Source organism: Pseudosulfitobacter pseudonitzschiae (genome assembly GCF_002222635.1).
Lineage (GTDB): Bacteria > Pseudomonadota > Alphaproteobacteria > Rhodobacterales > Rhodobacteraceae > Pseudosulfitobacter > Pseudosulfitobacter pseudonitzschiae_A.
This window is the reverse complement of record NZ_CP022415.1, coordinates 1,492,728-1,517,107: the sequence shown is the minus strand read 5'-3', so window position 1 is coordinate 1,517,107 and position 24,380 is coordinate 1,492,728. Positions and strand designations below refer to the sequence as shown.

Below are 24,380 nucleotides of genomic sequence, written 5' to 3'. Positions count from 1 at the left end.
TCCGGATTTCATGCGATTTTCGCGCCACGGACTGCGCATCCCGTCGAGGATGTATATACATATGAGAGGCCAAAAGGCCCCGTTCGAAGCCGCGCAATGCACCACGCACGGCCCAAAGTCAAGCGGTGCGCACCAGTTTTGTCACAGCTCCGGGCCGTCATCCCCCAGCGCTTTGATGTTCAGTGCCAGAACCCGCCCGAGCGCATAGCTCAGATCACTGTAAACCACTCCGAATCCGTCGAACAGTGCCGCGTTCAGCGCATTTGCCTCGGGGGTTTGTGCAAAGGCCACATAAGTCGCGCGGTCATCCGCGTCCAGCGGTTGCACCAGTAGCATCAGATAGCCCATCAGCCACGCTTCGGTGTCGATGCGCAGTGTCTCTTCCTGTGACCAGACTTCGGTCAGGATCTGCTCTTCGGTCATCTGGTAGGCGCCGCCGTCAACCAGCGCGCTGTAAAACTGATAGCTGGCGGTCAGCGCGGTGCTGACGTTACGCTCGACCAGATCACCGGCGTCGATGATGGCGCGGGCGGCCGTCAGGCGCGGATCGTCCGTACCCTGAAGATCGGCAAAGGCGCGCCGCGCGGCCTCTTCGCGGTCTTCGTCCATCATCGCGATGCGGGCGGCCAGCTCCAGATCGGTGATCTGCCGGCCCAGATCGCTGCCCAGAAAAAGGTTCAGCCGCTCCAGCGTGGTGGTTTCGATCGCCTCGATCGCGGGGCGCGCGCCCTCGGTCATGCGGACGACATCATAAATGCTGTCGATCTGGCTGGTCCACAGCGCACCGCCCTGCCCGCCCAGAATGTCGCGATTCAGCGTCTCGGCATGGCGCAACGCTTCTTCGCGGGCAACCTGCATCTGCCCCTCAAGCTGGAGAAGGCGTATAGTGGTATCAGCCTCGGGGCCAGCCAGCGCGACGCTGGCCAGCGCCAGCCAAAGCGCCGTCATCAACCGCACCATTACTTACAGCTCTTGCGAGGGTTGCAAGCCGCGCATCCGTGCCGCCAGCGCCTCGTAGCGGTTGGCCATGATCTCGTATTGGACCGCGTTCATTAGATCATAGACTTTGCGCATATCGGGATCTTCCAGTGCCTCGGCGTATTCCAGAACCTCGGCGTCAGAAAACGCCTGATAGGTATAGGCCGCACCGCTCAGCGCACTTTCCGAGATTGACTGGCGCAGCGCATCCTCGTCCGCGCGCAGGGCTTCGCGCAGGTCCGGCTCTTCCATCTTCAGGTCGATCACCCCTGCGGCAGCGGCCGCGATCAGGAATCGCACCTGCACCTCTTGAATGGCCCGCACGGCGGTGCCTGCACTGTCGCTGGCGGCGTTCATCCGCTGAAGTGCCTCCAGTCGCGACGATCCGATGCGCTTCAACCCTTCGACAATCGCCTGCCCCGCTTCGGATTTGGTTTCGCTGTCATCTTCCATGTGGCTGTCGTTCTCGGCGATAACCAGTCGGCGACCAAGGTCCGAACTGTAGAATGCAGTGGCATGATCCAGTAGGTCATCGTCCAGCGTCTCGCCTAGAATATCCAGCGCCATGTCGTGCATTTTGGCGGTGTCGAATACATCATCCGCCATCACGGTCCACTGCGCGCCAAAGTCATCGGCCTCCAGCCCCAGCATCTGCGGTGCGGAACTGGCCGACAGCCGGATGCTGTCCAGTGCCACGTCAAAGCCGGTGACTTCAAGAAATGTTTCCAGCCGCGCGCGGTCGGCGGCCTGTGCGGCGGTGGCCGTCAGCGCAATGGTCAGGGTAAGGCAAAGAGAGCGTGCAAGAGCGATCATGATGGTCCTTTCGCGTTTCTCCCAACATATGGGTTTTGCGATCACGGGCAATTAAATATCCCGTCATCGGCTATCACAGGCAAAACCCCCCTTGCCACCCCTGCCAAACCTTACTATTGGGACCGCACCAGACCCCCGCGGAGAGGTGCCGGAGTGGTCGAACGGGGCGGTCTCGAAAACCGTTGAGCCTTCACGGGTTCCCAGGGTTCGAATCCCTGTCTCTCCGCCAATCTGCTTCCGGGTCGATTCTTGTTTGATCAGGCCTATTAACAGGTAGCCTTTGGTAAAGTCGCAAATGTTTGCTTTGCACGTTTCTCACGGTCTTTGGCAGTTCTCGGGAATTTTCAGGTTTGCTGGCCAATTCTGAATGCCAAAAGAGCCGTGGTCGAAGGCACAGTTTGAAATGGAATGCTGGCGGCAATGAGTGCGCTTGCGGGGCGAAAAGCAATTCACCAATTTCGGTTCTGATTGGGTGATCAAATTTGGTAAATTAACTTTTTTGACGTAAAATCAGCCGAGTATCGCAAGATTGATGCTTAGTGGCGGTCGGTTTTGGCGATCTACATGTGCTGACCTTACATTTTCGAACCGCTCTCTAAATATCTAAGGACAGAGGGATTGACGCGAGTTGGCGTTCACGTCTTCATGTAAAAGTAGAGTTTGATCGGGATATTTCATGAAATTCTTTCGTAAGTTAGCTGTTGTGGCACTTGGTGGCGCATCGGTTATTTCAGGGTGCGCCGAGCAGGCACAGAACGTTACTGCCACCTATATCCCTAGCATTATTTATCGGGGAGCAACCTGTCAGGAGTTGGCACATGAAAGGCGTGTGCTTGCTGATTATGTGATGAACGTCACATCAGCACAGCGCAATTCAGCGCAATCGGATACCGCGCTTGTTACAGCTTCGCTTTTTATTTTCTGGCCCGCTATTTTTGCACTTCCACTGACGGTTGATCAGTCCGCTCAGTTGGCGACGGCGCGCGGCCACTACGACGCATTGATGAAAGCACAGGTGGAACAGGGGTGCGTGGCAAGCTCGACCGCAGTGGCCGGTTCGAGATATGTACAGTCAGCCCAACACGGTTTCACTGTGCCAACCCCCGATTGGAAACGGCGCCCGGGTCAGTTTCCTCCGCTTTGACTGTGCGATTGATCACTATATCTATCGCTCAGTCGCTTGCGTTTTATACGACGCGCACCATCACACCGTACTGCGCGTAGTCACGATAAAGCTGTTTGAACCGCAACTGCATCCCATGTGCCTGTGCGATTGCCTGCATCTGGTCGTGCAAATCGACGCGGGGGGCCACGTGAAACCGGCCCAGCCACGCCCGAAGCAGGTGTCTGAACCAGCGTGGCAACCGGCTTTGGTCGCCAAAATCCAGCACGTGCAGTTCACCTGCGGGGGCAAGCTGCGCTGCGGCCATGCGCAGGGCACGGTCCCAGTCGGGGATCATCGACAGACTGTAAGACAGCACCACGCGATCAAACCCGCTTGCCCCGAACAGTGCTGTGCCGTCAAAATCGCAGGCGTCGGCACGCACCAGTTCCGCGCGCGCGCCTAGTTTTGCCTTGGCCGAGCGCAGCATCTCTTGCGAGATGTCCAGACCGAACAGCGCGCAGCCCGGATAGGTGTCCGCGATCCGCGCCAGATTGCGCCCTGTCCCGCAACCGATCTCTAACACGCGGCCCCCGTGTGGTGGCGTCAGATCGGTCACCAGCCGGTCGCGACCCAGCAGGTAATAGCGCCGCGTCACGTCATAGATCAGCCGTTGATAGCGGTATGTGCTGTCCATTAGGTCGGCATGTGACAGGGTGTTGGCCATCGTCAAACGCCCCCCAACCGGTAGAGGTGAAAGCCGCCGTAGATCGCTGACCGGTCCTGTGCAAAGCACGCCTGCGAGGTTGCCACGTCATAGGTCCAGCGGTCGAGCAATTCGGACGCCACGCGGCCCGGCAAGATGTCATCCGCGCCGCCGGTTCGGAAAATTACCCGCGCTCCCGGACGTGCCGTGCGTGAAATCTGGTCCCACAGCGCGTTCAGTTGCGCATCGGTCATCCAGTCTTGGGCGTCCAACAGCACATAAGCGTCCAGCGACGCCGCATCACGTTCGGCCAGCAGTTCGGTCATCGATCGGTTCACAAAGGTCACATTCTGCGCGCCCTGTGCCACAGTTTTGAAATTTTGCGCTTCCAGATAGGGCGGCACCGACTGGGGCGTGCCCGGCTGATAACCGCGGCTAAAGGCTTGCCATGCAAAGTAATTGTCGCGGATCGGGAAATCGCAGGCCAGTTTGCGCACCCGCTCTTTCAGCACCGGCAGCACGTCGCCACCGCCATCTGCGGCCAGTTTATCGTATTGCGCGGGCGGAATGCCCAAGCCAAACAGCGACGCGCGCCGCCGTGCCATCCAGCGGACCGGCCCCGCATCCAGTAGCGGCGCGATACGGATGTCGTAAAATTGCGTTTGCGCGTCCAGATCCGGCGCGTTCAGCAGCGGCGTATAGTCCAGACGGGCCAGCCATGACACCGCGTGGACCAGACTCAGAAACCGACCCAGCAGGCCGAATTTATGAAAGCCGCGCGCGAACATCGTAATGCGTCGACGGCCAAGCACCCGCCCCTCCCAAAAGGCGCGGGTCTGGGCGTCAAGCAGCGGTGCAAGCTTTCGGTCATAGATCGCGACATTGTCGATGCTGTCGCCGCGTCCAAAGAGTGCAAAAAATTCGGGTTGGGTCAGACGCGCAGCCGCAGCCACTTTCAAACGACCCAGCGCCACATGGGCAGGCGACAGGTCAACGGCAGTGACCGATCCCGGCTGTGCCGTCAGATAGGACATCGCATTGCACCCGCCCGAGGCGATGCAGAACACATCCTGCCCTGGTTTTAGCGCCAGTGCCGCCATGTCCACCACCGGATCTTCCCAGATCTGCGGATAAACCAGACCCTGAAACAGGCGGGAAAAGATACGCTCCAAGAAACCCGTGGCGTTCAGCGCATCATTCTGGTGAACGGCAGCGCCAAGCCGGTCGGCGATCTGTTGGGAATTGGCCATAGGGCTTATGCCACCTCTTTGTCTTTGGTTAAGGCTGCGGTGCGGCGACCGGCTTTGCGCCGCGCGGGACGTGCGACACCTGTGCGCATATGCTCGGCCCAGTCGATCAGGTGCAGCGAGCCGTCCATATGTTCGACAACGGCGGTGCAGCTTTCGACCCAATCGCCGGTATTGATGTAATCCAGCCCGTCGATCTTGCGGATACAGGCGCTGTGGATATGCCCGCATACGACCCCGTCATAGCCGTTGCGCCGTGCTTCATCGGCCAGCACATGTTCGTATTCACTGATAAAGCTGACCGCTTGTTTGACCTGATGTTTGGCCCATTTCGACAGGGACCAATATTGCCCGCCCCACAGCCGTTTGATCCGGTTCACCCATGTGTTCAGCCAAAGCGCGAACTCATAGGCACGGTCGCCTACATGGGCCAGCCATTTGGCATTGACCACGATGCTGTCGAACTGGTCGCCGTGAGTGACCAGCAGCCGCCTGCCGTCGGCGGTGGTGTGGGGTGCGGTCTCGACCACTTCGACGCCGCCGAAATGCGTGCCCAGATAGTTGCGCAACATCTCGTCGTGGTTGCCGGGAATGTAAAAGATTTTGGCCCCGTCATGGGCACGTGACAGCAGTTCCTGCACCACGTCGTTGTGGCTTTGGGGCCAGAACCATCCACGCCGCAACCGCCATGCGTCAATGATGTCACCAATCAGATAGATCGTGTCGGCCTGATTTTTCGACAGGAAATCCAGCAGTATTTCAGCTTGGCAGCCAAGTGTACCAAGATGGACGTCAGAGATGAATATTGTCCGGTGCCGCACTGAACCGTCCATATGTTGTGTGCCTTTGGGGTGTCATAACGCAGTCACACATCGGAAATGTGACAGTCGAAAACTTTCTGGCGCATCTGGTGCTGCACCGACCCTGCCCCCTTCAAAAGCTGCGAAATCAGGCGTCGACCGGATGTGCGCCTGCCACCCTCAGCGGTGTGTGTCTTGCGGCAACTCGTGGCACCGACGCCAGCAACCGTTGAGTATAGGAATGTTGCGGGTCGTGCAGCACGCGGTCGGTGGGGCCGGTTTCGACAATCTGGCCGTTCAGCATTACCGCGATACGGTGGCTGACCCGTTCGACCACGGCAATGTCGTGGCTGATGAACAGCATCGACACACCGTCGCGCTTCTGGATGTCAGCCATCAGGTCGGTGATCCGGCGCGCGTTCGACACATCCAGCGCCGACACGGCCTCGTCCGCGACGATGATTTGCGGGCGAACAGACAGGGCGCGGGCGATACAGATGCGTTGGCGCTGGCCACCCGAAAACTGGTGTGCGTACCGGTCGACCGCATCGGCAGGCAGGCCGACGCGCGCCAACAGGTCCAGCGCCATCGCTTTGCGGTCCGTGCGGTTGACCATTCCGTGCAAGAATGCAGGCTCTGTCACAACATCGCAGATCGACATGCGCGGATTAAGCGAGGCATAGGGATCCTGAAACACCATCTGGATATGTGACCGGTGCGCTTTGAGTGCGGCACGTGACAGCCCGTCGATCCGGTTGCCCAGCAGCGTGATCTCGCCAGCAGAGGGGGTGACCAGACGCATGATCGACCGAGCAAGGGTGGATTTGCCACAACCGGATTCGCCCACCAGCCCCAGTGTTTCGCCGCGCCCCAGCGTGATCGAAACATCGCGCACGGCCGCCTTTGCGCTGGCACGCGCGAACAGTCCGCCGCCATAGGTGGTGGTCAGACCGTTGACCTGCAAAACCGGCGCGGGATTGTCCAAGGGCACCGGCGCGCCCTCTCCCAGACGCGGGGATGCGGCCATCAACTCCTTGGTATAATCGGCGCGCGGCGATGCGAACAGATCAGCGGTAAAGCCTTCTTCGACCTTCAGCCCGTCTTTCAACACCACAACGCGATCAGCGATTTCCGAAACGACGCCAAGGTCGTGGGTGATGAACAACACCGCCATGCCCATCTCGCGTTGCAGCGACGCGATCAAGCGCAGGATTTCGGCTTGGGTCGTCACGTCCAGCGCGGTTGTGGGTTCGTCCGCGATCAGCACTTCGGGTTCGCAGGTTAGGGCCATTGCAATCATTACACGCTGACGCAGGCCACCGGACAATTCATGCGGGTATTGATTCAGACGCTGCGCAGGCTCGGGCACTTTTACCCGTTCCAGTGCGGCGCGTGCTGCTTCTCGGGCGGCGGCACCGTGCAGGCCGCGATGCAGGCTAAGTGTTTCGCAAATCTGCGCGCCGATGGTCATCACCGGATTGAGCGATGTCATCGGCTCTTGAAACACCATCGCCACGCGGTCACCGCGCAAGGCGCGCAGTTCGGACGCCCGCAACGATGTAATGTTGGCGGGACGTGTCCCGCCCAGCCGGATTGTGCCCCCCGTGATCTGCCCGCCCTCGCGTTCGATCAGACGCAGGATCGACAGCGCCGTGGCACTTTTGCCAGAGCCGCTTTCACCGACCAGCGCCAGCGTTTCGCCACGGTGGATATCAAAAGACAGACCGTGGACTGCCTCGGTTGCACCGAATGCAACGCGCAGGTCGCGAACCGACATGACGGGCGGATTGGGGGGCATCAGTTTCATTCCGCAGCAAGCTTTGAGACAAAGGGTGCCAGCGGCGCCGTCCAGCGCTGGTTCGTCGGGGTCAGGCGCGCCTCGAACGGGTCATCCCCGAACACCTGCCAATGGATTGTATCGCCCAGCTCCAGCATCCCCCAAGCACGGGCGGGTTCACCTGCGGTGGTAAAGCTTTCGGTCAGGCTTTGCTGCGTGATGTGTGGGGTGCCGTTCACGGTGGTCACGGTGTTCCAATGCACATGCCCCGCGATACAGGCCAATGGTACGCGGGCCTGTGCCAGCACGTCGCGCACACGGTCGGCCTGCGGATAGGTCGACAGGCTGGCGTTGCGCTGGAAGTAATAGTTGCCGGTCTGGCTGTGACCCGAGCAGGGCACGTGACTGGCGACCAATGTCGGCTTTTCGGCACGTTGCAGGGTGTGAGACAGCCACAGCAAATCCGGTTCGGGCAGATCAAAGCCCACGCGCGGCGTGTCGCGGTGAATCTTGGCATCGGCACGCCACAGCAACAACTGCCAATCGCCAAGGTCGATCACCTCATGGCCCAGTGCGGTCCCCAGAATCTGTTCGTTTTCGGCCACGCTCAGATGGTCGCGGTCGTGGTTGCCGCAGATATGTTGCACCGGCGCGTCAATCTGCGCGAACACTTCTGCCACTTCGCGTTCCAGCCGCATGTCGGTCTGGGTGTCGATGTCAGAAATCCGGTCGCCTAAATCCAAAACCAGATCGGGCTTTTGTGTATTGGCCCAACCGGCAAACTGGCCCAGCAGGTCCAGTGCGGTGTCGCCCCGTTTGGTATGGGATGGCGCGCCGTGGTGAATGTCGGTGACGATGGCGATCCGTGTCATGGATTGCGCTCCTTTGGGGTGTGGGCCGGGTGCATCACCCGGCCCTGATTGGATCAGCTACCGGCCAGCGTGATGCTGCCCGCGCGGAAATCGAGAACGTAAGGAATGTGACCGGGCATTGGCGCCCAGTTGATCGAGGTTTTCATCCCCCAGCTTTCAAACGGACGATAAAGCGGCAGAACGGCCGGATTTTCTTTCACCCGTTCCATCAGCTCGGCATAGGCCGCCTTGCGCTCCGCGACGTCGGTCGAGAACCGGAAGCGTTCCCATTTCTCGGCGTAATCCGCGTCAGTGTTGAAACGGCCTTCGCTTTGCGACGGACCATCAGGGGCCCACATCACGCCGAACGAACCAAAGGGATCAGCGAAATACATAGGGTTCGACCAATTGCGCGCCATCAGTTCAGGTGCGTTTCCGGTCCATTTGTCACCGACGACGATCTTGCCGTTGATGCCGACCGCAGCCCACATTTCCATGATCGCCTGTGCTGCCAGCACTCCGTTGGTGTAATAGCTGGGCGCGGTGTCATAGGTGATTTCGAACCCGTCATAGCCGGCCTCTTCCAGCAATGCCTTGGCCCGTGCGGGGTCGTATTCGAACGTCACCAGATCGGGCTGATGCAAGGCGCCCATTTCAGCCATTGTATGCGTCGACGGCACGATCGCCTTGCCCAGCCACAGGGCTTCGTTCAGCGCGTCGCGATCAATGGCAAGGCTCATTGCCTGACGGATGCGCGGATCTTCCAGCTTGGGGTGGTTCTGGTTCATGATCATCACATGGAACAGTGCAGTGGCCGAACCCGCTGTTTTCAGCGCGGGGTCATTGTCGATCAGCGACAGCTGGTCGGGTGCGATATTGGTGATGATGTCGGCCTCGCCTGTTTTCAGGGCGGTGACGCGGCTGGCGGTTTCCGAGATTTGCACGACGTTCACACGTTCCAGCGGTGCCTTTTCGCCCCAAAACTCGTCAAAGCGGGTCCAGACCAGTTTTTCGCCCGGCTGGAAGCTTTCGATTTTATAGGGTCCGGTGCCGACAGGTGCGAGTGCGAAAGCCTCGAAATCACTGTCTTCGGCCACGTCCGGATCACCTGTCAGCGCCTTGGTATAGGCTTCGGGGATGATCATGACCTGTTGCAGTGAAATCAGCGTTTCCCACAGCGGCTCTTCGCGGTTGGCATTGATGCGGATCGTGGTCTCGTCCACTTTTTCGGCATTGGGAAAGTTGGCCAGACGGTCCTTGGCGCGCACCACATAGGGCGGGAACGTGGCCTGCATCATCCGGTTCAGCGAGAAGATCACATCGTCGGCGGTCATCGGGTCACCGTTGTGAAACTTGACGCCCTCGCGCAGTTTCAACTCCATCACGGTGGGCGAGACCAGTTCCCATGACGTGGCAAGTGCGGGCACCCATTCGGGTTCCAGCTTGGCGTGGTCACGGTCGATCAGCGTGTCAAAGCTGTTGTAATAGAACTGCGACCCCACGTTCGAATGGTCGCGGCCCGGATCAAGATAGGGGGCCATGTTGGCGGCACCCACTGTGATTTCCTGTGCAGTGACAGCAAGCGGCAGCACAGCAAGGGCGGTGGTCAGCATCAGTCGGAACATCATGTTCTCCGGTGTTTGGTTTCAACGTTTCGTTCAGGTTTGATTGGGCCGCTTGCTGCGGCTCTTTGGATTGTTATCGGTCGCGCAGACGGACATCGGCGCGGTCACGCAGCCAGTCACCAAGGATCTGCACGGAAAAGGTCAGCGCCACGATCAGCGCGGCAGGCACCAGCACGATCCACGGCGCGGTCGGCATATAGTCGCGTCCCAGCCCCACCATCGAACCAAGTGAGGGGTGTGGCGGCTGCACACCCAGCCCCAGAAAGCTGAGCGTGCTTTCAAGGATCACGATATTGGACAGCGCCAGCGTGAACTGCACCACCAGCGGCGCGACCAGATTGGGCAGCACATGGCGCCATGCGATATAGACGGACCCTGCCCCGGCGGTCCAAGCCGCCTCGATAAAGGGCAGCGACGACAGGCGGCGCACTTCGGCGCGCACGATGCGGGCGTATTGTTCCCATCCGGCGATGCCCAGAACCAGCACCAGAACGGTCAGGTTCGACCCCATAAGCGATAGGATCAGCAACGCCACAAGCGTGAAGGGAATGGCGATCTGCATATCGACCAGCGACATGATCACATCCTCGACCCAGCCGCGCCGCAGCCCTGCGACCAATCCCAGCGTGCCGCCAATCGCAAGACCGATCATGGCCCCGGCAAAGGCCAGCACCAGGGTCAGTCGCATTCCGTGCAAAGCGCGCGACAGCACATCGCGGCCCAGCTCATCGGTGCCTGCGTAGTGGCCAATCGCGAACCGCTCAAAGCCCAAGGGGGGGCGCAACCGGCTGAGCAGGCTTTGATCCAGAGGGCCAAACGGCACGATCCAAGGGGCCAACATGGCCAGCGCGAACAGCACCACGGCAATCCCGATGGCGATTTTCTGGATAAAGTTCGTCGTGCCCCGTTGGGCGCGCGGCACGATGGCGGGATCTGCGAGGGATGTCATGCTCTGTCTCCTCAGTTGCGGGCAAGTCGGATGCGCGGATCGGCCAGCGCATAGGACACGTCAGTGATGGCGTTGATGGCGACGACGGCCACGGCGACGGTGATCACGCCGAATTGCAGTACCGGATAATCACGTACGAGGGCTGCGTTCACCAAAAGCTGTCCGATTCCCGGCCAAGAAAAGATGCTTTCGACGACCACGCTGCCCGCCGCAGCCAGTCCCGCCACTTGCAGCCCGATTACCGAGATCACAGTGACGCCGGCATTGCCCAGACCGTGGCGCAGCACCACGCGCGCCTCGCTTAGACCCTTGGCGCGGGCAGTGCGGATAAAATCCTGCCCCAGCACATCCAGCATGGCATTGCGGGTAAAGCGTGTCAGCGCCGCGACCAGCACCCCCGACATGGCGAGGGTCGGCATGATGAAGTGGGCAAAACTGCCGTTGCCCACCACGGGCAGCCAGTTCAGCCAATAGGAAAAGATCAAAATCATCACGATGGCCAAAATAAAGGAAGGCACCGCATATCCGGCAAAGGCCACCATCATCACCGCAGAACCGATCCAGCTTTTGCGGTAAATCGCGCCCAGCACACCCAGCGGGATTGACACCGCAAGGGTCAAGGCCACCGAGCTGAGCAACAACTGGCCCGAGGCCCAAAGTCGGCTGGTCACCACGTCTGTGACGGGGCGGCGATCGACGAAACTCAGGCCAAACTCGCCCGAGACCGCACCGCGTAAAAAGGCAAGGTATTGTTGCCAGAGCGAGGAATCGAGCTGGAAATACCGGATCAATTCGGCGCGCCCCTCCTCCGTCAGCCCGTCGCCCAGAAAGGTGTCGATAGGGTTACCAGACAGGCGGGTGGCGATGAACGTGACCGTTGCGATCGCGAACAATGTTATTACGGATTTGACCGCAATACGTACAAGATACGGGATCATCGCGAGATGCTCCTTTGGATATGAATGAAGGACATGCCAAGGGCGGCCGCGGCGCGCCCGTCGGTCAGGGCGTTGTCGCCCACAAAGATTGCATCGGCCGCGCCCAGACCGCTGCGTGCCAGCGCCATTGTCAGCATCGTCGGATCGGGCTTGCCCAGACTGCGCCAGACCAACGCGGGCCGGATCGCGCGCAACGCAGCCAGCAAGGCACCGGTTTCAGCCACGGGCTGGGTATCATGACCGGGATGTGACAGGTCTTCGTTGGCCACCCACAGCGGCGCGCCCTGCCCGACCAGCGCCAGAATTTGGCCCAAAGTGTCGACGGTCACAGCGGGGTCACGGCACAGCAGGACCGCTTGGGGGACCTCCGCAGCGGGGTCGACCCCCAATGCTTTGGCGCTTTCGATCAGCGCGGCGGGTGCAAACAGGCGCATGTGGCGGATCTGTTCGACGTTGGCCACGTAATCCAGCATGATTTCACCGGCCAGCAGGATACGCTCGGCGGGGACGTGGATGCCAAGGTTTGCCAGACGCAACGACATGTCCGCAGCCGTGGTGTCTGAGGCATTCGAGACGATCCACAGCCGCGCGCCGCAGCCCGCGACAAAATCCGCCGTATCGGCAAAGGCGCGCCCTTCTGCGATCAGGCAACCGTCGAGGTCACATAGAACCAGTTTCGCCTGCGCGACGACACGTGCGTCGAGCTTGGAGTGGCTTTGGGCCAGAGAAATAAGGTTCGACGCAACGTCCAAGGGGCTGTCTCCCGGCATGTGCAGGGCGTTGGCCCCGCTTCTGCCGCGACACATGACGGTGCAGTGTGATGTTCCTGTAACAAAGCAAACCTAGACTATGGGTAAAGCAAAGCCGCCATTTGGATTCTCCGGAAATGACAATCAGCACTTCCCGTTTGAACGCCATCCGCGCCGTGGCCGAGGGCGGCTCTTACGCCGGGGCAGCCCGTCTGTTGGGTGTCACGCAGCCCAATGTTTCGGGGCAAGTGCGCGCATTGGAGGCGGAATTCGGGGTGCGGCTGTTCATGCGGGAATCAGGTCAGCTGGTTCCGACAACGTTGTGTCTGAAGCTGTGCGATCTGGCCGAACGCGCCGCCGAGGCCCGCGACGTGGCCGAACGGTTGCTGCGCAGCCGGTCATCCCTGCGCGAAGGACGGATTGCCATCGGTCTGGGCAATGCAATGCCGGGAATGGCAGTGATCGCCGCCTTTCACCGCGCCTATCCGGGCGTGACACTGGATGTCGAAACCGGCTCGCATCAAAAGATTGCCCGTGCAGTGCTGACCCACGAGTGCGACATCGGGGTTTTACCCGATGTGCCGAACGATCCGCGGTTCCGGCGCGAACAACTGGCCTATTCCGAGGTCATTGCCATTGCCCCCGCAGGCCACCCGCTGGCGCAGGCAACCGAAGTCACGGTGGAAGAGCTTTCGCGCGAACACCTGATCTTTCGCGCCTCTGGATCGTCAACCCAGCGGGCTGTAGAGCGCATGTTTGCCCGCGCCAATCTGACGCCACAGCCCTTTTTGACGCTTGATGCACGCGACGGGCTTTACGAGGCGGTGGTGAATGGACTGGGCGTCGGTTTTATGTGGCGCGCCAGCACCAGCCGCACCGACGGGGTTGCACGGTTGCCGATCGTCGAGATGCGCGGCCTCGCCACGCACGAGACGGTGTTCAGCCTGAAAGAAACGCGCAACCCGATCATCGAGGCGTTTTATACCACGGCACAGGCCTTTGACATGCGTGAGGGCACGCAATGATCCCTAGAAAAATGCCTGCGCGTTCAACCCAAATGTCACGGCCCCGATCAGCGCCCCTGTCGCCGGGTCGGTCAGGCTGACCGATACCTGCGCCTGATAGGTTTGCGTGCTTTCATCAAGCTCGACCTCGCTGACATGTACCGCGCCGGGTCCCACGTCAAAGGTTTGCTGGAACTTGGCCTCGTCGCCCTGCCAGTAATCCGAGGTGACCGCGCTGGCCGCGACATTCAGCCCTTGGGAGTCCATTACGAAAATCTCGGTGATCATGCCCCCCGAGCCTGCGACGTGATCAGCCAGGGATGCCGACAAAGGCGTGTCGAGCACCGACAAAATCAGCGGCTTGTCTGCCTGCCCTACTTGCGCGCGCCAGTCCCTGTCTAGATCGTCGACCTCTTGCACGGTCAGGGCGCCTGTCTGCGCGTTCTTGGCGGTAATCGCCGCAACAACATCATCAGTTTGCAGCCATGCCACCACTTTTTCGGTGACATATTGCGTCATTGCATCTGCGGGCTCGGCGGCGGCCAGCGGGGCGGTGAACATGCCAAGAGCAAAGGCGGCGATTGTCAAATGTTTGATCATCGGAAGTCTCCTGTTGGAAAATGTGACCCATTGGGCCTAGACGCACTGCCTTAATCCCGCGTTAGCCACGACCCTGATCCACCAGAAATATCTTTAGAATTTATCGTGATTTCCCCATTGATGTCCGCTTCATGCCGCGCCGGTGCCGCAAATCTCGCGCACAAACGGTTGCAATCGCGCTGCATAGGCTCGGCGTGTCACAAGGAAACGGCCCATGTCATATATGACCCAGACCATAGAACCACGGCACATGCGGTTGTTCGAACTGTTGCGTCAGAAAAATCGCGCCGATACGACGGTCGCCCGCGTCAAAGGGTTTGCGATCCGGAAAATCAGCGCCGATGAGGCCGAGCAGATCAAATCTATGGCCCAAAGGTCTTTTGCGCGCCCCGACTGATCAGAGCTGCGCCGCATCCAGTTCAAAAACCGCGGCCCCGATCACAGTGCCGCTAACCGGATCTGTCAAACTCAGCGAGATATGGGCGTGATGGGCCACATCATCGGGTGCCTTCCGCGCCGTGCCCACGATCTGCCCGTTCTGGTCCAACACGCTTAACCCCACGATCCGTGCGCGCGTGCCAGCCAGCACCGAACGCAGCTTTTTCAGCAGGCGTATATACGCGGTGTTGCGCTGTCTTGGGGCGGCTGCGGCAGGTTGGCCCATGTGCCACCCTGATTGCAGATTTGCACCGCCGCGATCACATTATGGCAAATCAGACGCCTTGTCAGTATCCGCCGGGCAAATCGTGCCATTGCAGCGTTGTGCCGTGCACTTAGCGCAGGCTGACCCGACCAACTGGCCAGCGTCGGGTCTGAAAGCGGTTTGAACATGGCATGTGTCCTTTGCGGCCCGTGCCCCGTCAGGGGATCGCAGCCATCAGACCATCCACCACTTAAGATTTCGTGTGGCCGCGTCCGGATCAGCCGCGAAAACCGGTGGCGACCACGAATTTTTCGGAACTGTCAGCGCGCGATGCAGGTGGCTTGATGTTGGCGACCTTGTCAAAGCGTTGTTTCAGCAGCTTTTGCAGATCACCTTCGGCACCGCCTGCCAGAACCTTGGCGACAAATGTGCCGCCTACTTCCAGCACGTCAAAGGCGAAATAGGCCGCCGCTTCGCACAGCGCAATGATGCGCAGGTGATCGGTCTGTTTGTGGCCGGAACTGGATGCCGCCATATCCGACATCACCACGTCTGCCTTGCCGCCCAGCCATTCCTTGACCACCAGATCGGCATCGTCTTCCATGAAATCAAGAACATGCAATTCGCAGCCCGCGATCGGGTCCATCTCTTGCAGATCAACGCCCAGAATGGTGCCTACGGATTTGCCTGACCGTTCATTCAGCGCATTGACGCGCTTTACCGCAACCTGACACCACCCGCCCGGAGCAGCCCCCAGATCGACCACGCGCGCGCCGGGCACCAGAAAGCGGTACTTGTCGTCCAGTTCCATGATCTTGAACGCCGCCCGCCCGCGATAGCCCTCGGCCTGCGCGCGTTTGACATAAGGGTCGTTCAACTGGCGCTGCAACCAACGGGTCGAGCTGGTGGTGCGCCCGCGCGCGGTCTTGACCTTGACGGTCAGTTCGCGCTGTCCGCGTCCAGAGGTATTCTTGCCATCAGGTGTTTTTGCCACGGAAATCCGCCTTTCGTTGCCGACCAGATACGCGCTTGGGCGCACCGCTTCAAGCGATGGTACACGATCCCTGTTCTGCGGTTCAAATAATCCTTGGATAGAGTCCGTAGAACACGGGGTATACAATCCCCTAAAGCACCCCGTCGCCCAGCACGCCATCCGCACTCATTTGCGCATAAAGCAGCCCCTCGCGCAGGCCACGGTCGGCCACGCTCAGCCGGTCGGTGGGCCAGCAGCGCATCAACGCCTGCAAGATCGCGGCCCCCGACATGATCAGCGCCTGCCGGTCCTGCCCGATACGCGGATCGGCCCGACGCCCCCCCGGCCCCATGTCCAGATAGCTCCGGATCACCTTGTCGATCTGCTCGGATGACATGCGCAACCCGTCCACCCGCGTGCGATCATAGCGTTTCAGCCCCAGATGCGACGCCGCAACCGTGGTCACGGTGCCAGAGGTGCCGACGATCTGGAATTTCTCGTGTACTTTGGTGTCATGGTAGGGTGCAAAATCCGCAAGGTTCTCTTCAAAAAACCAGCTCATCAGCGCAAAGCGCGCGGCGTCGTCTTCGACATCGTTGAACTGGTCGCGCAATGTGGCCACGCCCAATGGCACGCTGATCCAGTCAACCACGCGAGCCTGTGGTACGTTTTTGACGGCCGCCGTGTTGAAACCGCTGTGCAGCCGCATGATCGCCTGCGGGCGATCGTTCTTGGGTACCTTGGAAATGTCGATCCACACCAACTCGGTCGACCCGCCCCCGATGTCCACCACCAACAGGTTCTGGGTCTTGCGATTGACCAGAGGGGCGCAAGAGATCACGGCCAGCCGCGCTTCTTCCTCGGGCTGGATGATGTCCAGCCGCAATCCGGTCTCACGATGGACCCGCTGGATGAATTCCTGCGCATTTACCGCGCGCCGACAGGCTTCGGTTGCGACCAGTTTCATACGCCGCACCTTGTGCTGGCGCAGCTTTTGCTGGCAGATGCGCAACGCCTGAATGGTGCGCGCCATTGATCCGCGCGACAAACGCCCGGTTCGTTCCAGACCCGCACCCAGCTGGACGGATTTGGAGAAACTGTCGATCACATGAAAGCCCGTTCCCTTGGGTTGGGCAATCAGCATACGACAACTGTTCGTGCCCAGATCGAGCGCGGCATAAAGCTCACGTGATCCGGACTGAGGCACGGGGCTCAGAGCCGGTTGTTCGAGCGCGCCCGCACCTTTGGGACGCTTTGGCGCCATTGTATGCGCCTTTCATAACGAGTTGAATAAACGATAGGCTTTTGACGCACCCCGCGCAAGGCCACCTTTCAGTGGCAAAGGCCTCTCAAGCGGTCTGCGAGGGCGTAAACGCCCTGCCAGTGGTGATGCCGCTTGCTGTCCATTCGTGCGTCGCTGTGCAAAGGGTCGCGGAAAGAGTGCTTTGCGTCGAAAAACGCCACCGGCGATCTGACCGCGTGCCTTAGACAGGGCAAAATCGTGCAAGAGGAATCAGAGATGCCTGATGTGACAATCGTATACTGGAGAGACATTCCTGCGCAGGTGATCGTGGGCAAAGGCCGCAGCGGTTCCAAGCGACAGTTGCCCGAACGGTTCGAACAGGCCATCGACCGCGCCGCGATGAAGGTAAATGCCCGCGACGCCGATGCCTATCTGGCCGAGTGGCGCAAGGCCGTGGCCCACAATATCGAAGGCGACCCCGTCCAGATTGCCGAAGCCGAGGCCACCCGCCTCGACACCGAATACGACACCGCGCGGATTAAGGCGCTGATCGACAACGAAGGTTGGGCCTGAGCCCCGCCACCGCCTGTTCAAAGGGTTTCCCGTCATGGCACTTCTAAACTTTAAAAAATCCTCCGAGGGTCCGGTTGCGGGCCGCATCTCTGCCGAAGTCGAAAGCTTCCTGCAGGGCTATTCGATCGAAGTGATGCCGCGCACCGCCGAAAAGGTCGAGAATTTCCGCGATCTGTTGCCTGCAGGTACCCGCGTCTACATCGCCCACATCGAGGGCACCCCGATTGAGGATATGGTTGCCACGGCGAAACGTCTGAATGCGGACGGTTTTCCGGTTATGCCGCACTTTCCTGCGCGCATCATCCATAACGGTGCCATGCTGGACGACTGGATTGCCCGCTATCAGGGCGAGGCGGACGTGAAACAGGCTCTGCTGCTGGCAGGTGGCGTGACCACGCCGCACGGCGATTTTGACAGTTCGATGCAGTTGCTGGAAACCGGTGCCTTTGACAAGGCGGGGTTCGTGCGCTTGCACGTTGCCGGCCACCCCGAGGGCAACAAGGACATCGACCCCGATGGCCGTGGCATCAACGTGGCCGATGCGCTGCGCTGGAAACAGGATTTTTCGAACCGAACCGATGCGCAAATGGCACTGGCCACCCAGTTCGCCTTCGAGGCGCAGCCGATCATCGAGTGGGCCGACACCATCAAGGCCGCAGGAATCGACCTGCCCATCCACATAGGGATCGCTGGCCCTGCCAAGCTGCAAACCATGATCAAATTTGCCGTCGCTTGCGGTGTGGGCGCATCTTTGCGCGTGCTGCAACGCCGCGCCAAGGACGTGACCAAGCTGCTGCTGCCCTTTGAGCCTGCGGACGTCATTTCGGAACTGGCGGCGCACAAGGCTGCCAATCCCGACTTTAACGTGACAAACGTACACTTCTTCCCGCTGGGCGGTATCAAAACCAACGCCCATTGGGCCATTGAAAACGGCGGCGCTGCTGCCCAACCGGCCAACGCCTGAAGGACCGACACCCATGACACGCACCATCGTTGAATCCAAAACCAAGACCGCGATCATCGGCTTTGACCAACCGTTCTGCGTGATCGGTGAACGCATCAACCCCACCGGCCGCAAGATCCTGGCCGAAGAACTGGAGCGCGATGATTTCAGCCGCGTCGAGGCCGACGCGCTGGCGCAGGTGGCTGCCGGTGCCACCATTCTTGACGTAAACTCGGGCGCTGTGTTCTCGAACAAGATGGCCGAAGACCCCCGCTATGCGGACAACAACTTTGTCGAACCGATGCTGATGAAAGCATTGGTGGAACGGGTGCAGGCCATTGTCGACGTGCCCCTGTGCATCGACAGCTCGGTTCCCGGCGCGCTGGAACAGGGTCTGGCCGCCGCCGAAGGCCGCCCGCTGCTGAATTCGGTCACCGGCGAGGAAGAGCGTTTGGAATTGGTGCTGCCGCTGGTCAAGAAATACAACGTGCCTGTGGTGGCCATTTCTAATGACGACACCGGCATTTCCGAAGACCCCGATGTGCGTTTCGAAGTTGCCAAAAAGATCGTGCAACGTGCGGCCGATTTTGGCATTCCGGCCTATGATATCGTTGTCGATCCGCTGGTCATGCCCATTGGTGCGATGGCTACAGCGGGTTTGCAGGTCTTTACCCTTGTGCGTCGTCTGCGCGAAGAGCTTGGGGTGAACACTACTTGCGGGGCATCCAACATCAGCTTTGGCTTGCCCAACCGTCACGGCATCAACAATGCGTTTTTGCCGATGGCAATGGCCGCAGGTATGACAAGTGCGATCATGAACCCGATCGCCCTGCCCATCGGGCCTGTGCGCATCGCGGAAAAGCGCGCCGAGGTGGCGGCCTCGGGCATCATTCTGCCCGAAGACATGGACGACGAGACCTTTGTGCAGATGTTCGGGCTTGGGTCCACCCTGCCCCGCGCGGGCAAGGAAATGGAGGCCATCCGTGCCGCCAACTTCCTGACCAACAACGACCCGCATGGCACCGACTGGATCCGCTTTAACAAAGTGGCGCCCAAAGTCGGTCAAGAAGGCCGTGGCCGCGAAGGCCGCACAGGTGGCCGCCGCCGCCGCGGCTAAGTTTTCTTAAATAGTCCAGATATAGTCCCGGTGTGCCCTGCGCACCGGGTTTTTTTTGGTGTTGCCTGTTCAGACACGGTGCATTGCCACGGCGGATGCCCCGTCAGGCATAAATCCCCCACATTCCGTAACCGGTTCTTAACGCTGCGTCCGCTAGACAGGCCGCAACCGCTGACGAGGCTTGTCGAGACTGTGAATTTGCGACCCTCCCCCCAAGAAAGGACTGCCGCATGGCTGAACCCATCATCCTGCCGCCAAGGCTGGACCTGTCCAGCGTGCCCGCTGTTCTGGCCAATCTGAAATCGCGGCCCGACGGTGACACGCTGGTGCTTGATGCCGCGCACGTTGGCCATTTTGGCGCATTGGGCCTGCAAATGGTCCTTGCGGCGGCCAAAACTGCGGGCAACCGGCTGCAAATGGTCAATGTGTCCGACAAGGCGCTGGCCCAGCTTCACTGCATGGGCATGACACCGGAAAAAATCTGCGAGGTCGCCAGATGAGCCTGAATATTCTCGCCGTTGATGACAGCCGCACCATGCGCGACATGATCCGGCTGGCGCTGGAGCCTGCGGGTTTTACCGTGACCACCGCCGACGACGGGATTCACGGTGTCGAGGTACTGAACGGCATCGCGCCCGACGCGATCATCACCGACATCAACATGCCTCGCATGGACGGTTTCGGCTTTATCGACGCGGTACGCGGACAGGCCAAACACCGCGCCACGCCCATTCTGGTGCTTACGACCGAAGCCGCACCCGAACTGAAGGCGCGGGCGCGCAATGCAGGGGCCACAGGCTGGATCGTTAAACCCTTTGATCCGGCCAAGCTGATCAAAGCCCTGCAAATGGTCGCTGGATAGGAGAACCAAAAGATGTCCCAACCCGACCCGATGGCCGAAATCAGGGCCTCTTTCTTTATCGAATGCGAAGAGCTGCTAGAGGCATTGCAGGACGGTCTGCAAACTATGGCCGACAACGGCGACGATCTTGAAACCATCAACGTTGTTTTCCGCGCGGTCCATTCGATCAAGGGGGGTGCAGGTGCCTTTGGGCTTGAAGGGTTGGTGCGCTTTGCGCATCGCTACGAAACGGTGCTGGACGGTGTGCGCAGCAACACGCTGGTGGCCGATGGTGACGCGATTAAACTGTTCTTTCGCGCCGCCGATCACCTATCGGATCTGGTGCGGGAGTCGCGCGATGGCGGCGTGCTGCCCGAAGCTGAGGGCAATGCGATCCTGACCGAATTGGATGCGCTGCTGGGCAACAAGGGCGTGGAAGAAGAAGACGAAGCGGAGATCGACTTTCAACCGATGGGCCTCGCACTTGATCTGTGCCTGCCAGACCTGCCACCGTTGCCATCCGCCAGAGCCGGACAGTTCACAATACATTTTGTCCCGCACGCCGAGCTTTATGAAACGGGCAACGAGCCTTTTATGATCCTGCGCGCGCTGACAGATCTTGGCCCCTGCGAGATTATCTGCGTGACCGACAAGGTGCCCCGACTGACAGAGTGCGCGCCCGAAGCGGCCTATCTGGAATGGACCATCGTCCTGACAGCGGACGTGACTGAGGATGAAATTGCCTCGGTCTTCGAATTTGTCGAAGGTCTGTGCGACTTGACGGTTGAAAGCCCACAAGCTACGCAAGCGGTCCCGGCAAGCACAGCCTTGCCTGATCTGCCGCCCCTGCCCGATCTGGTCCCGTCCTTTGCCGCCAAACCCGAACCGGCCGAGTCCGCCCCGGTCAGCGCCCCGCCGTCTCCCGCCGCCAAGGCCAAGACAATACAACCGCCCGCTGCCAAAGCCGTCGTGCGCGTCGATCTGGATCGGATTGAGCGTCTGGTGAACCTTGTGGGCGAATTGGTCATCAATCAGGCGATGTTGTCACAAAGCCTCGAATCTTCCGGCCTGTCGCCCCATTCAGACGCGATGAACGGGCTTGAAGAATTCCAGCGCCTGACCCGCGACATTCAGGACAGCGTGATGATGATCCGCGCCCAGCCCGTCAAATCACTGTTTCAACGTATGTCGCGCATCGTGCGTGAATGTTCCGCAGCGGTGCACAAGGACGTGCGTCTTGTCACCGAAGGCGACACAACCGAGGTCGACAAAACTGTCATCGAACGCTTGTCCGACCCGCTGACCCATATGATCCGCAATGCCGTTGATCACGGTCTGGAAGCCACGCAGGATCGCATCGCCGCAGGCAAGCCGGAACAGGGCACCGTTAAACTGACCGCCGCCCACCGCTCGGGCCGCGTGATCATCGAGGTCTCCGACGACGGCGGCGGCATAAACCGGCACAAAGTCCAGCAGATCGCGACGATCAAGGGTCTGATCGCCCAAGATGCTGTGCTGTCCGACATGGAAATCGACAACCTTCTGTTTTTGCCGGGGTTTTCGACGGCCTCCGAGGTCTCGGACCTGTCCGGACGTGGCGTTGGAATGGATGTTGTGCGCAATGCCATCCAATCACTGGGCGGGCGGATCACCATCACGTCCACGCCGGGCAGCGGCACGACCTTCTCGATTTCGCTGCCGCTGACGCTTGCCGTGCTGGACGGGATGGTTGTGCATGTGGCGGGTGAAACGATGGTCTTGCCGCTTAATCTGGTGATCGAAACACTGACCATTGACCACGACAATCTTGAACAAACCCGCCCCGGTCTGAACGTGGTCCGGGTGCGCGGCGAATTTGTCTCATTGTTCGATCTTGGGGTCGAATTGGGATACCGCAAGGCGCAAGACAGTTATCTGGACTCTGTCGTTCTGCTGATTGCTGACGAGGCAGGCAGCCGGGCCGCCCTGATCGTCGACCAGATTCAGGACCAGCGTCAGGTTGTTATTAAGGGGCTCGACGAAAGCTTTTATCGCGCGCCCGGAATTGCCGCTGCGACAATCCTTGGTGACGGGCAGATTGCCCTGATCCTTGATCCTGCAGACATCATCGCACAGGCCCAGAGCAACACCTCGGCCCTCTCTCCCAAATTGATGGAAATGACGCCATGAATGACATCCCCCCCAGCACCCCCGTAGAGCTTCTGACCTTCCGATTGAGTGATCAGGAATATTCGCTCGATATCATGTGCGTCCGCGAAATTCGCGGCTGGACCCGCACCACGCCACTGCCCCATGCACCCAGCTATATGAAGGGTGTGATCAACCTGCGCGGCACGGTTTTGCCGGTGATGGATCTGGCTGAACGGTTGGGGCTGCCGCCCCGCGAGCATACCGATCGCAACGTGATTATCGTGGTGAAATTCGAAGAGACGATGACCGGCCTGCTGGTCGATGCTGTGTCGGACATCATTGCGCTTACTTCTAACGATCTGCAGCCACCGCCGGATTCGGCCTCGACCGGTGGCGGGGGCATTATCAAGGCGCTGACTTTGCTGGACGATCGGATGATCCGCGTGCTTGAACTGTCCGAAATTGTACCTGCACCTCAAAGTGATGCCGCATGACAGATGTCCGCCAAGACCTTGAAGCCGAGCTGTCGCTGGCGACGCTCGAGGCCTTGCATCAGGTGTCTTACCACGAGGCGGGCCTGATCCTTGCCCCCGAGAAGGTGCGCATGGTGCAATCGCGCCTGCGCCACCGGCTGCGCGAGACAAAGACCGCCACATTTGAAGGTTATCTGGCGTTGATCCGCTCGGACGCTGGCACCGATGAGCGGCGCATGATGATTTCGGCGCTGACGACAAACGTGTCGCAGTTCTTTCGCGAACCGCATCACTTCGACATTCTAGGCGACAAGATCCTGCCACGGGCGCAGGTAAAGCTGAAAGCAGGCGGACGATTCCGCATCTGGTCTGCGGGATGTTCCAACGGGCAGGAAGCGTTTTCGATCGCCATGCATCTGCTGGACCATGATCCTTCACTGCAAGATGCGGATTTCCGGATTCTGGCCACGGATGTTGACCCGAAAGTGATCGCCTTTGCCCGTGACGCCGTTTATCCCGACAGGATGCTTCAGGGCATACCCGATCATCTGCGCAAACGGTTCTTGCAGCCTGTCGACAATGCGGGACAGCCTGCCCATAAAATGACAGATGCGCTGCGCCAGTTAATACGGTTCAAGGAATTGAACCTGCTCAAGCCCTGGCCAATGAACCATGTCTTTGACGCCATATTTTGCCGCAATGTCGTGATTTACTTCGACAGTCCGACACAAGACGCCCTTTGGCCGCGGTTCCATTCGGTTCTGGCCCCCGATGGCGTTTTGTTTCTTGGGCACTCGGAACGAGTGCCCGCGCCCGAAGCCTTGGGGTTTTGTATGTCCGGGCCCACCGCTTATGACAAATCTCCAACCTTTGACACCAACCTACCAGATACGTTCAAGAGACAGGGGAAACTGAATGGCACTTCGTGATCAAATCCGGATCATGGTCGTAGATGATATGTCCACCAGTCGTGGCCTGATCACACAGGCGCTGGACGGTTTTGGCATTCAAACCGTCTATACATCCGATGATGGTGCCGCCGCGTTGGTACAGTTGCAACGCACGCCTGTGCATCTGGTGATTTCCGATTACAACATGCCCAATATGGATGGTCTGACGTTTCTACATCATTTGCGCAGCCAGCCCGAAACACAGAAGATCGGATTTATTTTGATCACCGGACGGGCTGAACAACAGATCATGGATCATGGCCGTAAACTGGGCATGAACAATTACCTGAAAAAACCGTTTGAACCGATTGATTTGCGGCGGTGCATTGAAACCGTGGTGGGGCCGCTATGAATG

At 59.8% G+C, this 24,380-nt stretch carries 28 protein-coding genes and 1 tRNA gene; 13 read left to right on the top strand and 16 right to left on the bottom strand.

Annotated elements, in window-relative coordinates:
- Positions 1-141: 141 nt before the first annotated feature.
- Both SULPSESMR1_RS07365 and SULPSESMR1_RS07360 read right to left on the bottom strand, forming a co-directional pair.
- A complete protein-coding gene (locus tag SULPSESMR1_RS07365; protein WP_089420233.1) occupies positions 142-960 on the bottom strand; it encodes a hypothetical protein in 819 nt (272 codons plus the stop codon).
- Positions 961-963: 3 nt separating this feature from the next.
- Positions 964-1,791 carry a DUF2059 domain-containing protein gene (locus SULPSESMR1_RS07360; RefSeq protein WP_089420232.1) on the bottom strand — a complete coding sequence of 276 codons (828 nt, stop codon included), beginning with the start codon at positions 1,789-1,791 and terminating at the stop codon, positions 964-966.
- Between the two features lie 139 nt (positions 1,792-1,930).
- Between SULPSESMR1_RS07360 and SULPSESMR1_RS07355 the strand changes: the two genes are divergently transcribed.
- Both SULPSESMR1_RS07355 and SULPSESMR1_RS07350 read left to right on the top strand, forming a co-directional pair.
- Positions 1,931-2,020 (top strand) — tRNA-Ser (locus SULPSESMR1_RS07355).
- Positions 2,021-2,467: 447 nt separating this feature from the next.
- Positions 2,468-2,935: a hypothetical protein gene (locus SULPSESMR1_RS07350; RefSeq protein WP_157728982.1), complete on the top strand. Its 468-nt coding sequence runs from the start codon at positions 2,468-2,470 to the stop codon at positions 2,933-2,935.
- Between the two features lie 43 nt (positions 2,936-2,978).
- Here the strand turns inward: SULPSESMR1_RS07350 and SULPSESMR1_RS07345 are convergent, their stop codons facing one another.
- From SULPSESMR1_RS07345 to SULPSESMR1_RS07305, 9 genes are all read right to left on the bottom strand, one after another.
- Positions 2,979-3,620, bottom strand: coding sequence for a class I SAM-dependent methyltransferase (locus SULPSESMR1_RS07345; RefSeq protein ID WP_089420230.1), 642 nt, complete (start codon positions 3,618-3,620; stop codon positions 2,979-2,981).
- Positions 3,621-3,622: 2 nt separating this feature from the next.
- The gene (locus tag SULPSESMR1_RS07340) at positions 3,623-4,849 is read right to left on the bottom strand and encodes a DUF3419 family protein (RefSeq protein WP_089420229.1); all 1,227 of its coding nucleotides are present in this window, start codon (positions 4,847-4,849) and stop codon (positions 3,623-3,625) included.
- A 5-nt stretch (positions 4,850-4,854) separates the two neighbouring features.
- Positions 4,855-5,679, bottom strand: a complete 825-nt coding sequence (locus tag SULPSESMR1_RS07335) for a UDP-2,3-diacylglucosamine diphosphatase (RefSeq protein WP_089420228.1) — start codon at positions 5,677-5,679, stop codon at positions 4,855-4,857.
- A 115-nt stretch (positions 5,680-5,794) separates the two neighbouring features.
- Complete coding sequence (locus SULPSESMR1_RS07330; protein WP_089420227.1) at positions 5,795-7,453, bottom strand: ABC transporter ATP-binding protein; 1,659 nt, start codon at positions 7,451-7,453, stop codon at positions 5,795-5,797.
- The gene (locus SULPSESMR1_RS07325; RefSeq protein ID WP_089420226.1) at positions 7,450-8,295 is read right to left on the bottom strand and encodes a metallophosphoesterase family protein; all 846 of its coding nucleotides are present in this window, start codon (positions 8,293-8,295) and stop codon (positions 7,450-7,452) included. The genes SULPSESMR1_RS07330 and SULPSESMR1_RS07325 overlap by 4 nt, the downstream gene beginning before the upstream one ends.
- A 53-nt stretch (positions 8,296-8,348) precedes the next feature.
- Positions 8,349-9,899, bottom strand: a complete 1,551-nt coding sequence (locus SULPSESMR1_RS07320; RefSeq protein ID WP_089422206.1) for an ABC transporter substrate-binding protein — start codon at positions 9,897-9,899, stop codon at positions 8,349-8,351.
- Between the two features lie 73 nt (positions 9,900-9,972).
- Complete coding sequence (locus SULPSESMR1_RS07315) at positions 9,973-10,848, bottom strand: ABC transporter permease (RefSeq protein WP_089420225.1); 876 nt, start codon at positions 10,846-10,848, stop codon at positions 9,973-9,975.
- A gap of 11 nt (positions 10,849-10,859) precedes the next feature.
- Positions 10,860-11,786: an ABC transporter permease gene (locus SULPSESMR1_RS07310; RefSeq protein WP_089420224.1), complete on the bottom strand. Its 927-nt coding sequence runs from the start codon at positions 11,784-11,786 to the stop codon at positions 10,860-10,862.
- Positions 11,783-12,538, bottom strand: coding sequence for an HAD hydrolase-like protein (locus SULPSESMR1_RS07305; RefSeq protein ID WP_157728981.1), 756 nt, complete (start codon positions 12,536-12,538; stop codon positions 11,783-11,785). Before SULPSESMR1_RS07305 ends, SULPSESMR1_RS07310 begins: the two co-directional genes overlap by 4 nt.
- 134 nt (positions 12,539-12,672) lie before the next feature.
- Here SULPSESMR1_RS07305 and SULPSESMR1_RS07300 point away from each other — a divergent pair, with 134 nt between their 5' ends.
- A complete protein-coding gene (locus SULPSESMR1_RS07300; protein WP_089420223.1) occupies positions 12,673-13,560 on the top strand; it encodes a LysR family transcriptional regulator in 888 nt (295 codons plus the stop codon).
- 3 nt (positions 13,561-13,563) lie between these two features.
- Here SULPSESMR1_RS07300 and SULPSESMR1_RS07295 read toward each other — a convergent pair whose 3' ends face one another.
- Positions 13,564-14,139: a hypothetical protein gene (locus tag SULPSESMR1_RS07295; RefSeq protein WP_089420222.1), complete on the bottom strand. Its 576-nt coding sequence runs from the start codon at positions 14,137-14,139 to the stop codon at positions 13,564-13,566.
- 214 nt (positions 14,140-14,353) lie between these two features.
- On the opposite strand from SULPSESMR1_RS07295, the gene SULPSESMR1_RS07290 reads away from it, so the two are divergent.
- The gene (locus tag SULPSESMR1_RS07290; protein WP_089420221.1) at positions 14,354-14,536 is read left to right on the top strand and encodes a hypothetical protein; all 183 of its coding nucleotides are present in this window, start codon (positions 14,354-14,356) and stop codon (positions 14,534-14,536) included.
- Here the strand turns inward: SULPSESMR1_RS07290 and SULPSESMR1_RS07285 are convergent, their stop codons facing one another.
- The 4 genes from SULPSESMR1_RS07285 to SULPSESMR1_RS07275 form a co-directional block, all read right to left on the bottom strand.
- The gene (locus SULPSESMR1_RS07285) at positions 14,537-14,803 is read right to left on the bottom strand and encodes a hypothetical protein (RefSeq protein ID WP_089420220.1); all 267 of its coding nucleotides are present in this window, start codon (positions 14,801-14,803) and stop codon (positions 14,537-14,539) included.
- Entirely contained in the window at positions 14,743-14,970 is a 228-nt protein-coding gene (locus SULPSESMR1_RS24945) for a hypothetical protein (RefSeq protein WP_157728980.1), read from the bottom strand. The genes SULPSESMR1_RS07285 and SULPSESMR1_RS24945 overlap by 61 nt, the downstream gene beginning before the upstream one ends.
- Before the next feature lie 89 nt (positions 14,971-15,059).
- The gene (locus SULPSESMR1_RS07280) at positions 15,060-15,776 is read right to left on the bottom strand and encodes an RlmE family RNA methyltransferase (RefSeq protein WP_089422204.1); all 717 of its coding nucleotides are present in this window, start codon (positions 15,774-15,776) and stop codon (positions 15,060-15,062) included.
- Between the two features lie 130 nt (positions 15,777-15,906).
- Positions 15,907-17,019, bottom strand: coding sequence for a Ppx/GppA phosphatase family protein (locus tag SULPSESMR1_RS07275; protein ID WP_089420219.1), 1,113 nt, complete (start codon positions 17,017-17,019; stop codon positions 15,907-15,909).
- Positions 17,020-17,274: 255 nt separating this feature from the next.
- Here SULPSESMR1_RS07275 and SULPSESMR1_RS07270 point away from each other — a divergent pair, with 255 nt between their 5' ends.
- The 9 genes from SULPSESMR1_RS07270 (at position 17,275) to SULPSESMR1_RS07230 (ending at position 24,377) form a co-directional block, all read left to right on the top strand.
- Positions 17,275-17,571, top strand: coding sequence for a virulence factor (locus SULPSESMR1_RS07270; RefSeq protein WP_089422203.1), 297 nt, complete (start codon positions 17,275-17,277; stop codon positions 17,569-17,571).
- A gap of 34 nt (positions 17,572-17,605) precedes the next feature.
- Positions 17,606-18,535, top strand: a complete 930-nt coding sequence (locus SULPSESMR1_RS07265; protein WP_089420218.1) for a 5,10-methylenetetrahydrofolate reductase — start codon at positions 17,606-17,608, stop codon at positions 18,533-18,535.
- Positions 18,536-18,548: 13 nt separating this feature from the next.
- Positions 18,549-19,631: a methyltetrahydrofolate cobalamin methyltransferase gene (locus SULPSESMR1_RS07260; RefSeq protein ID WP_089420217.1), complete on the top strand. Its 1,083-nt coding sequence runs from the start codon at positions 18,549-18,551 to the stop codon at positions 19,629-19,631.
- A gap of 230 nt (positions 19,632-19,861) precedes the next feature.
- Positions 19,862-20,131, top strand: coding sequence for an STAS domain-containing protein (locus SULPSESMR1_RS07255; RefSeq protein WP_089420216.1), 270 nt, complete (start codon positions 19,862-19,864; stop codon positions 20,129-20,131).
- Positions 20,128-20,493 (top strand): response regulator, encoded by a 366-nt coding sequence (locus tag SULPSESMR1_RS07250; RefSeq protein ID WP_089420215.1) that lies wholly within the window; start codon positions 20,128-20,130, stop codon positions 20,491-20,493. Before SULPSESMR1_RS07255 ends, SULPSESMR1_RS07250 begins: the two co-directional genes overlap by 4 nt.
- A gap of 12 nt (positions 20,494-20,505) precedes the next feature.
- The gene (locus SULPSESMR1_RS07245) at positions 20,506-22,641 is read left to right on the top strand and encodes a chemotaxis protein CheA (protein WP_240311307.1); all 2,136 of its coding nucleotides are present in this window, start codon (positions 20,506-20,508) and stop codon (positions 22,639-22,641) included.
- A complete protein-coding gene (locus tag SULPSESMR1_RS07240) occupies positions 22,638-23,096 on the top strand; it encodes a chemotaxis protein CheW (protein ID WP_089420214.1) in 459 nt (152 codons plus the stop codon). The genes SULPSESMR1_RS07245 and SULPSESMR1_RS07240 overlap by 4 nt, the downstream gene beginning before the upstream one ends.
- A complete protein-coding gene (locus SULPSESMR1_RS07235; RefSeq protein ID WP_089420213.1) occupies positions 23,093-24,004 on the top strand; it encodes a CheR family methyltransferase in 912 nt (303 codons plus the stop codon). The genes SULPSESMR1_RS07240 and SULPSESMR1_RS07235 overlap by 4 nt, the downstream gene beginning before the upstream one ends.
- Positions 23,991-24,377 (top strand): response regulator, encoded by a 387-nt coding sequence (locus SULPSESMR1_RS07230; RefSeq protein ID WP_089420212.1) that lies wholly within the window; start codon positions 23,991-23,993, stop codon positions 24,375-24,377. Before SULPSESMR1_RS07235 ends, SULPSESMR1_RS07230 begins: the two co-directional genes overlap by 14 nt.
- Positions 24,378-24,380 lie beyond the last annotated feature (3 nt).

Coding starts and splice junctions, on each gene's coding strand:
- SULPSESMR1_RS07365 (WP_089420233.1), bottom strand. CDS start 960: ATGGTGCGGTTGATGACGGCGCTTTGGCTGGCGCTGGCCAGCGTCGCG.
- SULPSESMR1_RS07360 (WP_089420232.1), bottom strand. CDS start 1,791: ATGATCGCTCTTGCACGCTCTCTTTGCCTTACCCTGACCATTGCGCTG.
- SULPSESMR1_RS07350 (WP_157728982.1), top strand. CDS start 2,468: ATGAAATTCTTTCGTAAGTTAGCTGTTGTGGCACTTGGTGGCGCATCG.
- SULPSESMR1_RS07345 (WP_089420230.1), bottom strand. CDS start 3,620: ATGGCCAACACCCTGTCACATGCCGACCTAATGGACAGCACATACCGC.
- SULPSESMR1_RS07340 (WP_089420229.1), bottom strand. CDS start 4,849: ATGGCCAATTCCCAACAGATCGCCGACCGGCTTGGCGCTGCCGTTCAC.
- SULPSESMR1_RS07335 (WP_089420228.1), bottom strand. CDS start 5,679: ATGGACGGTTCAGTGCGGCACCGGACAATATTCATCTCTGACGTCCAT.
- SULPSESMR1_RS07330 (WP_089420227.1), bottom strand. CDS start 7,453: ATGAAACTGATGCCCCCCAATCCGCCCGTCATGTCGGTTCGCGACCTG.
- SULPSESMR1_RS07325 (WP_089420226.1), bottom strand. CDS start 8,295: ATGACACGGATCGCCATCGTCACCGACATTCACCACGGCGCGCCATCC.
- SULPSESMR1_RS07320 (WP_089422206.1), bottom strand. CDS start 9,899: ATGTTCCGACTGATGCTGACCACCGCCCTTGCTGTGCTGCCGCTTGCT.
- SULPSESMR1_RS07315 (WP_089420225.1), bottom strand. CDS start 10,848: ATGACATCCCTCGCAGATCCCGCCATCGTGCCGCGCGCCCAACGGGGC.
- SULPSESMR1_RS07310 (WP_089420224.1), bottom strand. CDS start 11,786: ATGATCCCGTATCTTGTACGTATTGCGGTCAAATCCGTAATAACATTG.
- SULPSESMR1_RS07300 (WP_089420223.1), top strand. CDS start 12,673: ATGACAATCAGCACTTCCCGTTTGAACGCCATCCGCGCCGTGGCCGAG.
- SULPSESMR1_RS07295 (WP_089420222.1), bottom strand. CDS start 14,139: ATGATCAAACATTTGACAATCGCCGCCTTTGCTCTTGGCATGTTCACC.
- SULPSESMR1_RS07290 (WP_089420221.1), top strand. CDS start 14,354: ATGTCATATATGACCCAGACCATAGAACCACGGCACATGCGGTTGTTC.
- SULPSESMR1_RS07285 (WP_089420220.1), bottom strand. CDS start 14,803: ATGGGCCAACCTGCCGCAGCCGCCCCAAGACAGCGCAACACCGCGTAT.
- SULPSESMR1_RS24945 (WP_157728980.1), bottom strand. CDS start 14,970: ATGTTCAAACCGCTTTCAGACCCGACGCTGGCCAGTTGGTCGGGTCAG.
- SULPSESMR1_RS07275 (WP_089420219.1), bottom strand. CDS start 17,019: ATGGCGCCAAAGCGTCCCAAAGGTGCGGGCGCGCTCGAACAACCGGCT.
- SULPSESMR1_RS07270 (WP_089422203.1), top strand. CDS start 17,275: ATGCCTGATGTGACAATCGTATACTGGAGAGACATTCCTGCGCAGGTG.
- SULPSESMR1_RS07265 (WP_089420218.1), top strand. CDS start 17,606: ATGGCACTTCTAAACTTTAAAAAATCCTCCGAGGGTCCGGTTGCGGGC.
- SULPSESMR1_RS07260 (WP_089420217.1), top strand. CDS start 18,549: ATGACACGCACCATCGTTGAATCCAAAACCAAGACCGCGATCATCGGC.
- SULPSESMR1_RS07255 (WP_089420216.1), top strand. CDS start 19,862: ATGGCTGAACCCATCATCCTGCCGCCAAGGCTGGACCTGTCCAGCGTG.
- SULPSESMR1_RS07250 (WP_089420215.1), top strand. CDS start 20,128: ATGAGCCTGAATATTCTCGCCGTTGATGACAGCCGCACCATGCGCGAC.
- SULPSESMR1_RS07245 (WP_240311307.1), top strand. CDS start 20,506: ATGTCCCAACCCGACCCGATGGCCGAAATCAGGGCCTCTTTCTTTATC.
- SULPSESMR1_RS07240 (WP_089420214.1), top strand. CDS start 22,638: ATGAATGACATCCCCCCCAGCACCCCCGTAGAGCTTCTGACCTTCCGA.
- SULPSESMR1_RS07235 (WP_089420213.1), top strand. CDS start 23,093: ATGACAGATGTCCGCCAAGACCTTGAAGCCGAGCTGTCGCTGGCGACG.
- SULPSESMR1_RS07230 (WP_089420212.1), top strand. CDS start 23,991: ATGGCACTTCGTGATCAAATCCGGATCATGGTCGTAGATGATATGTCC.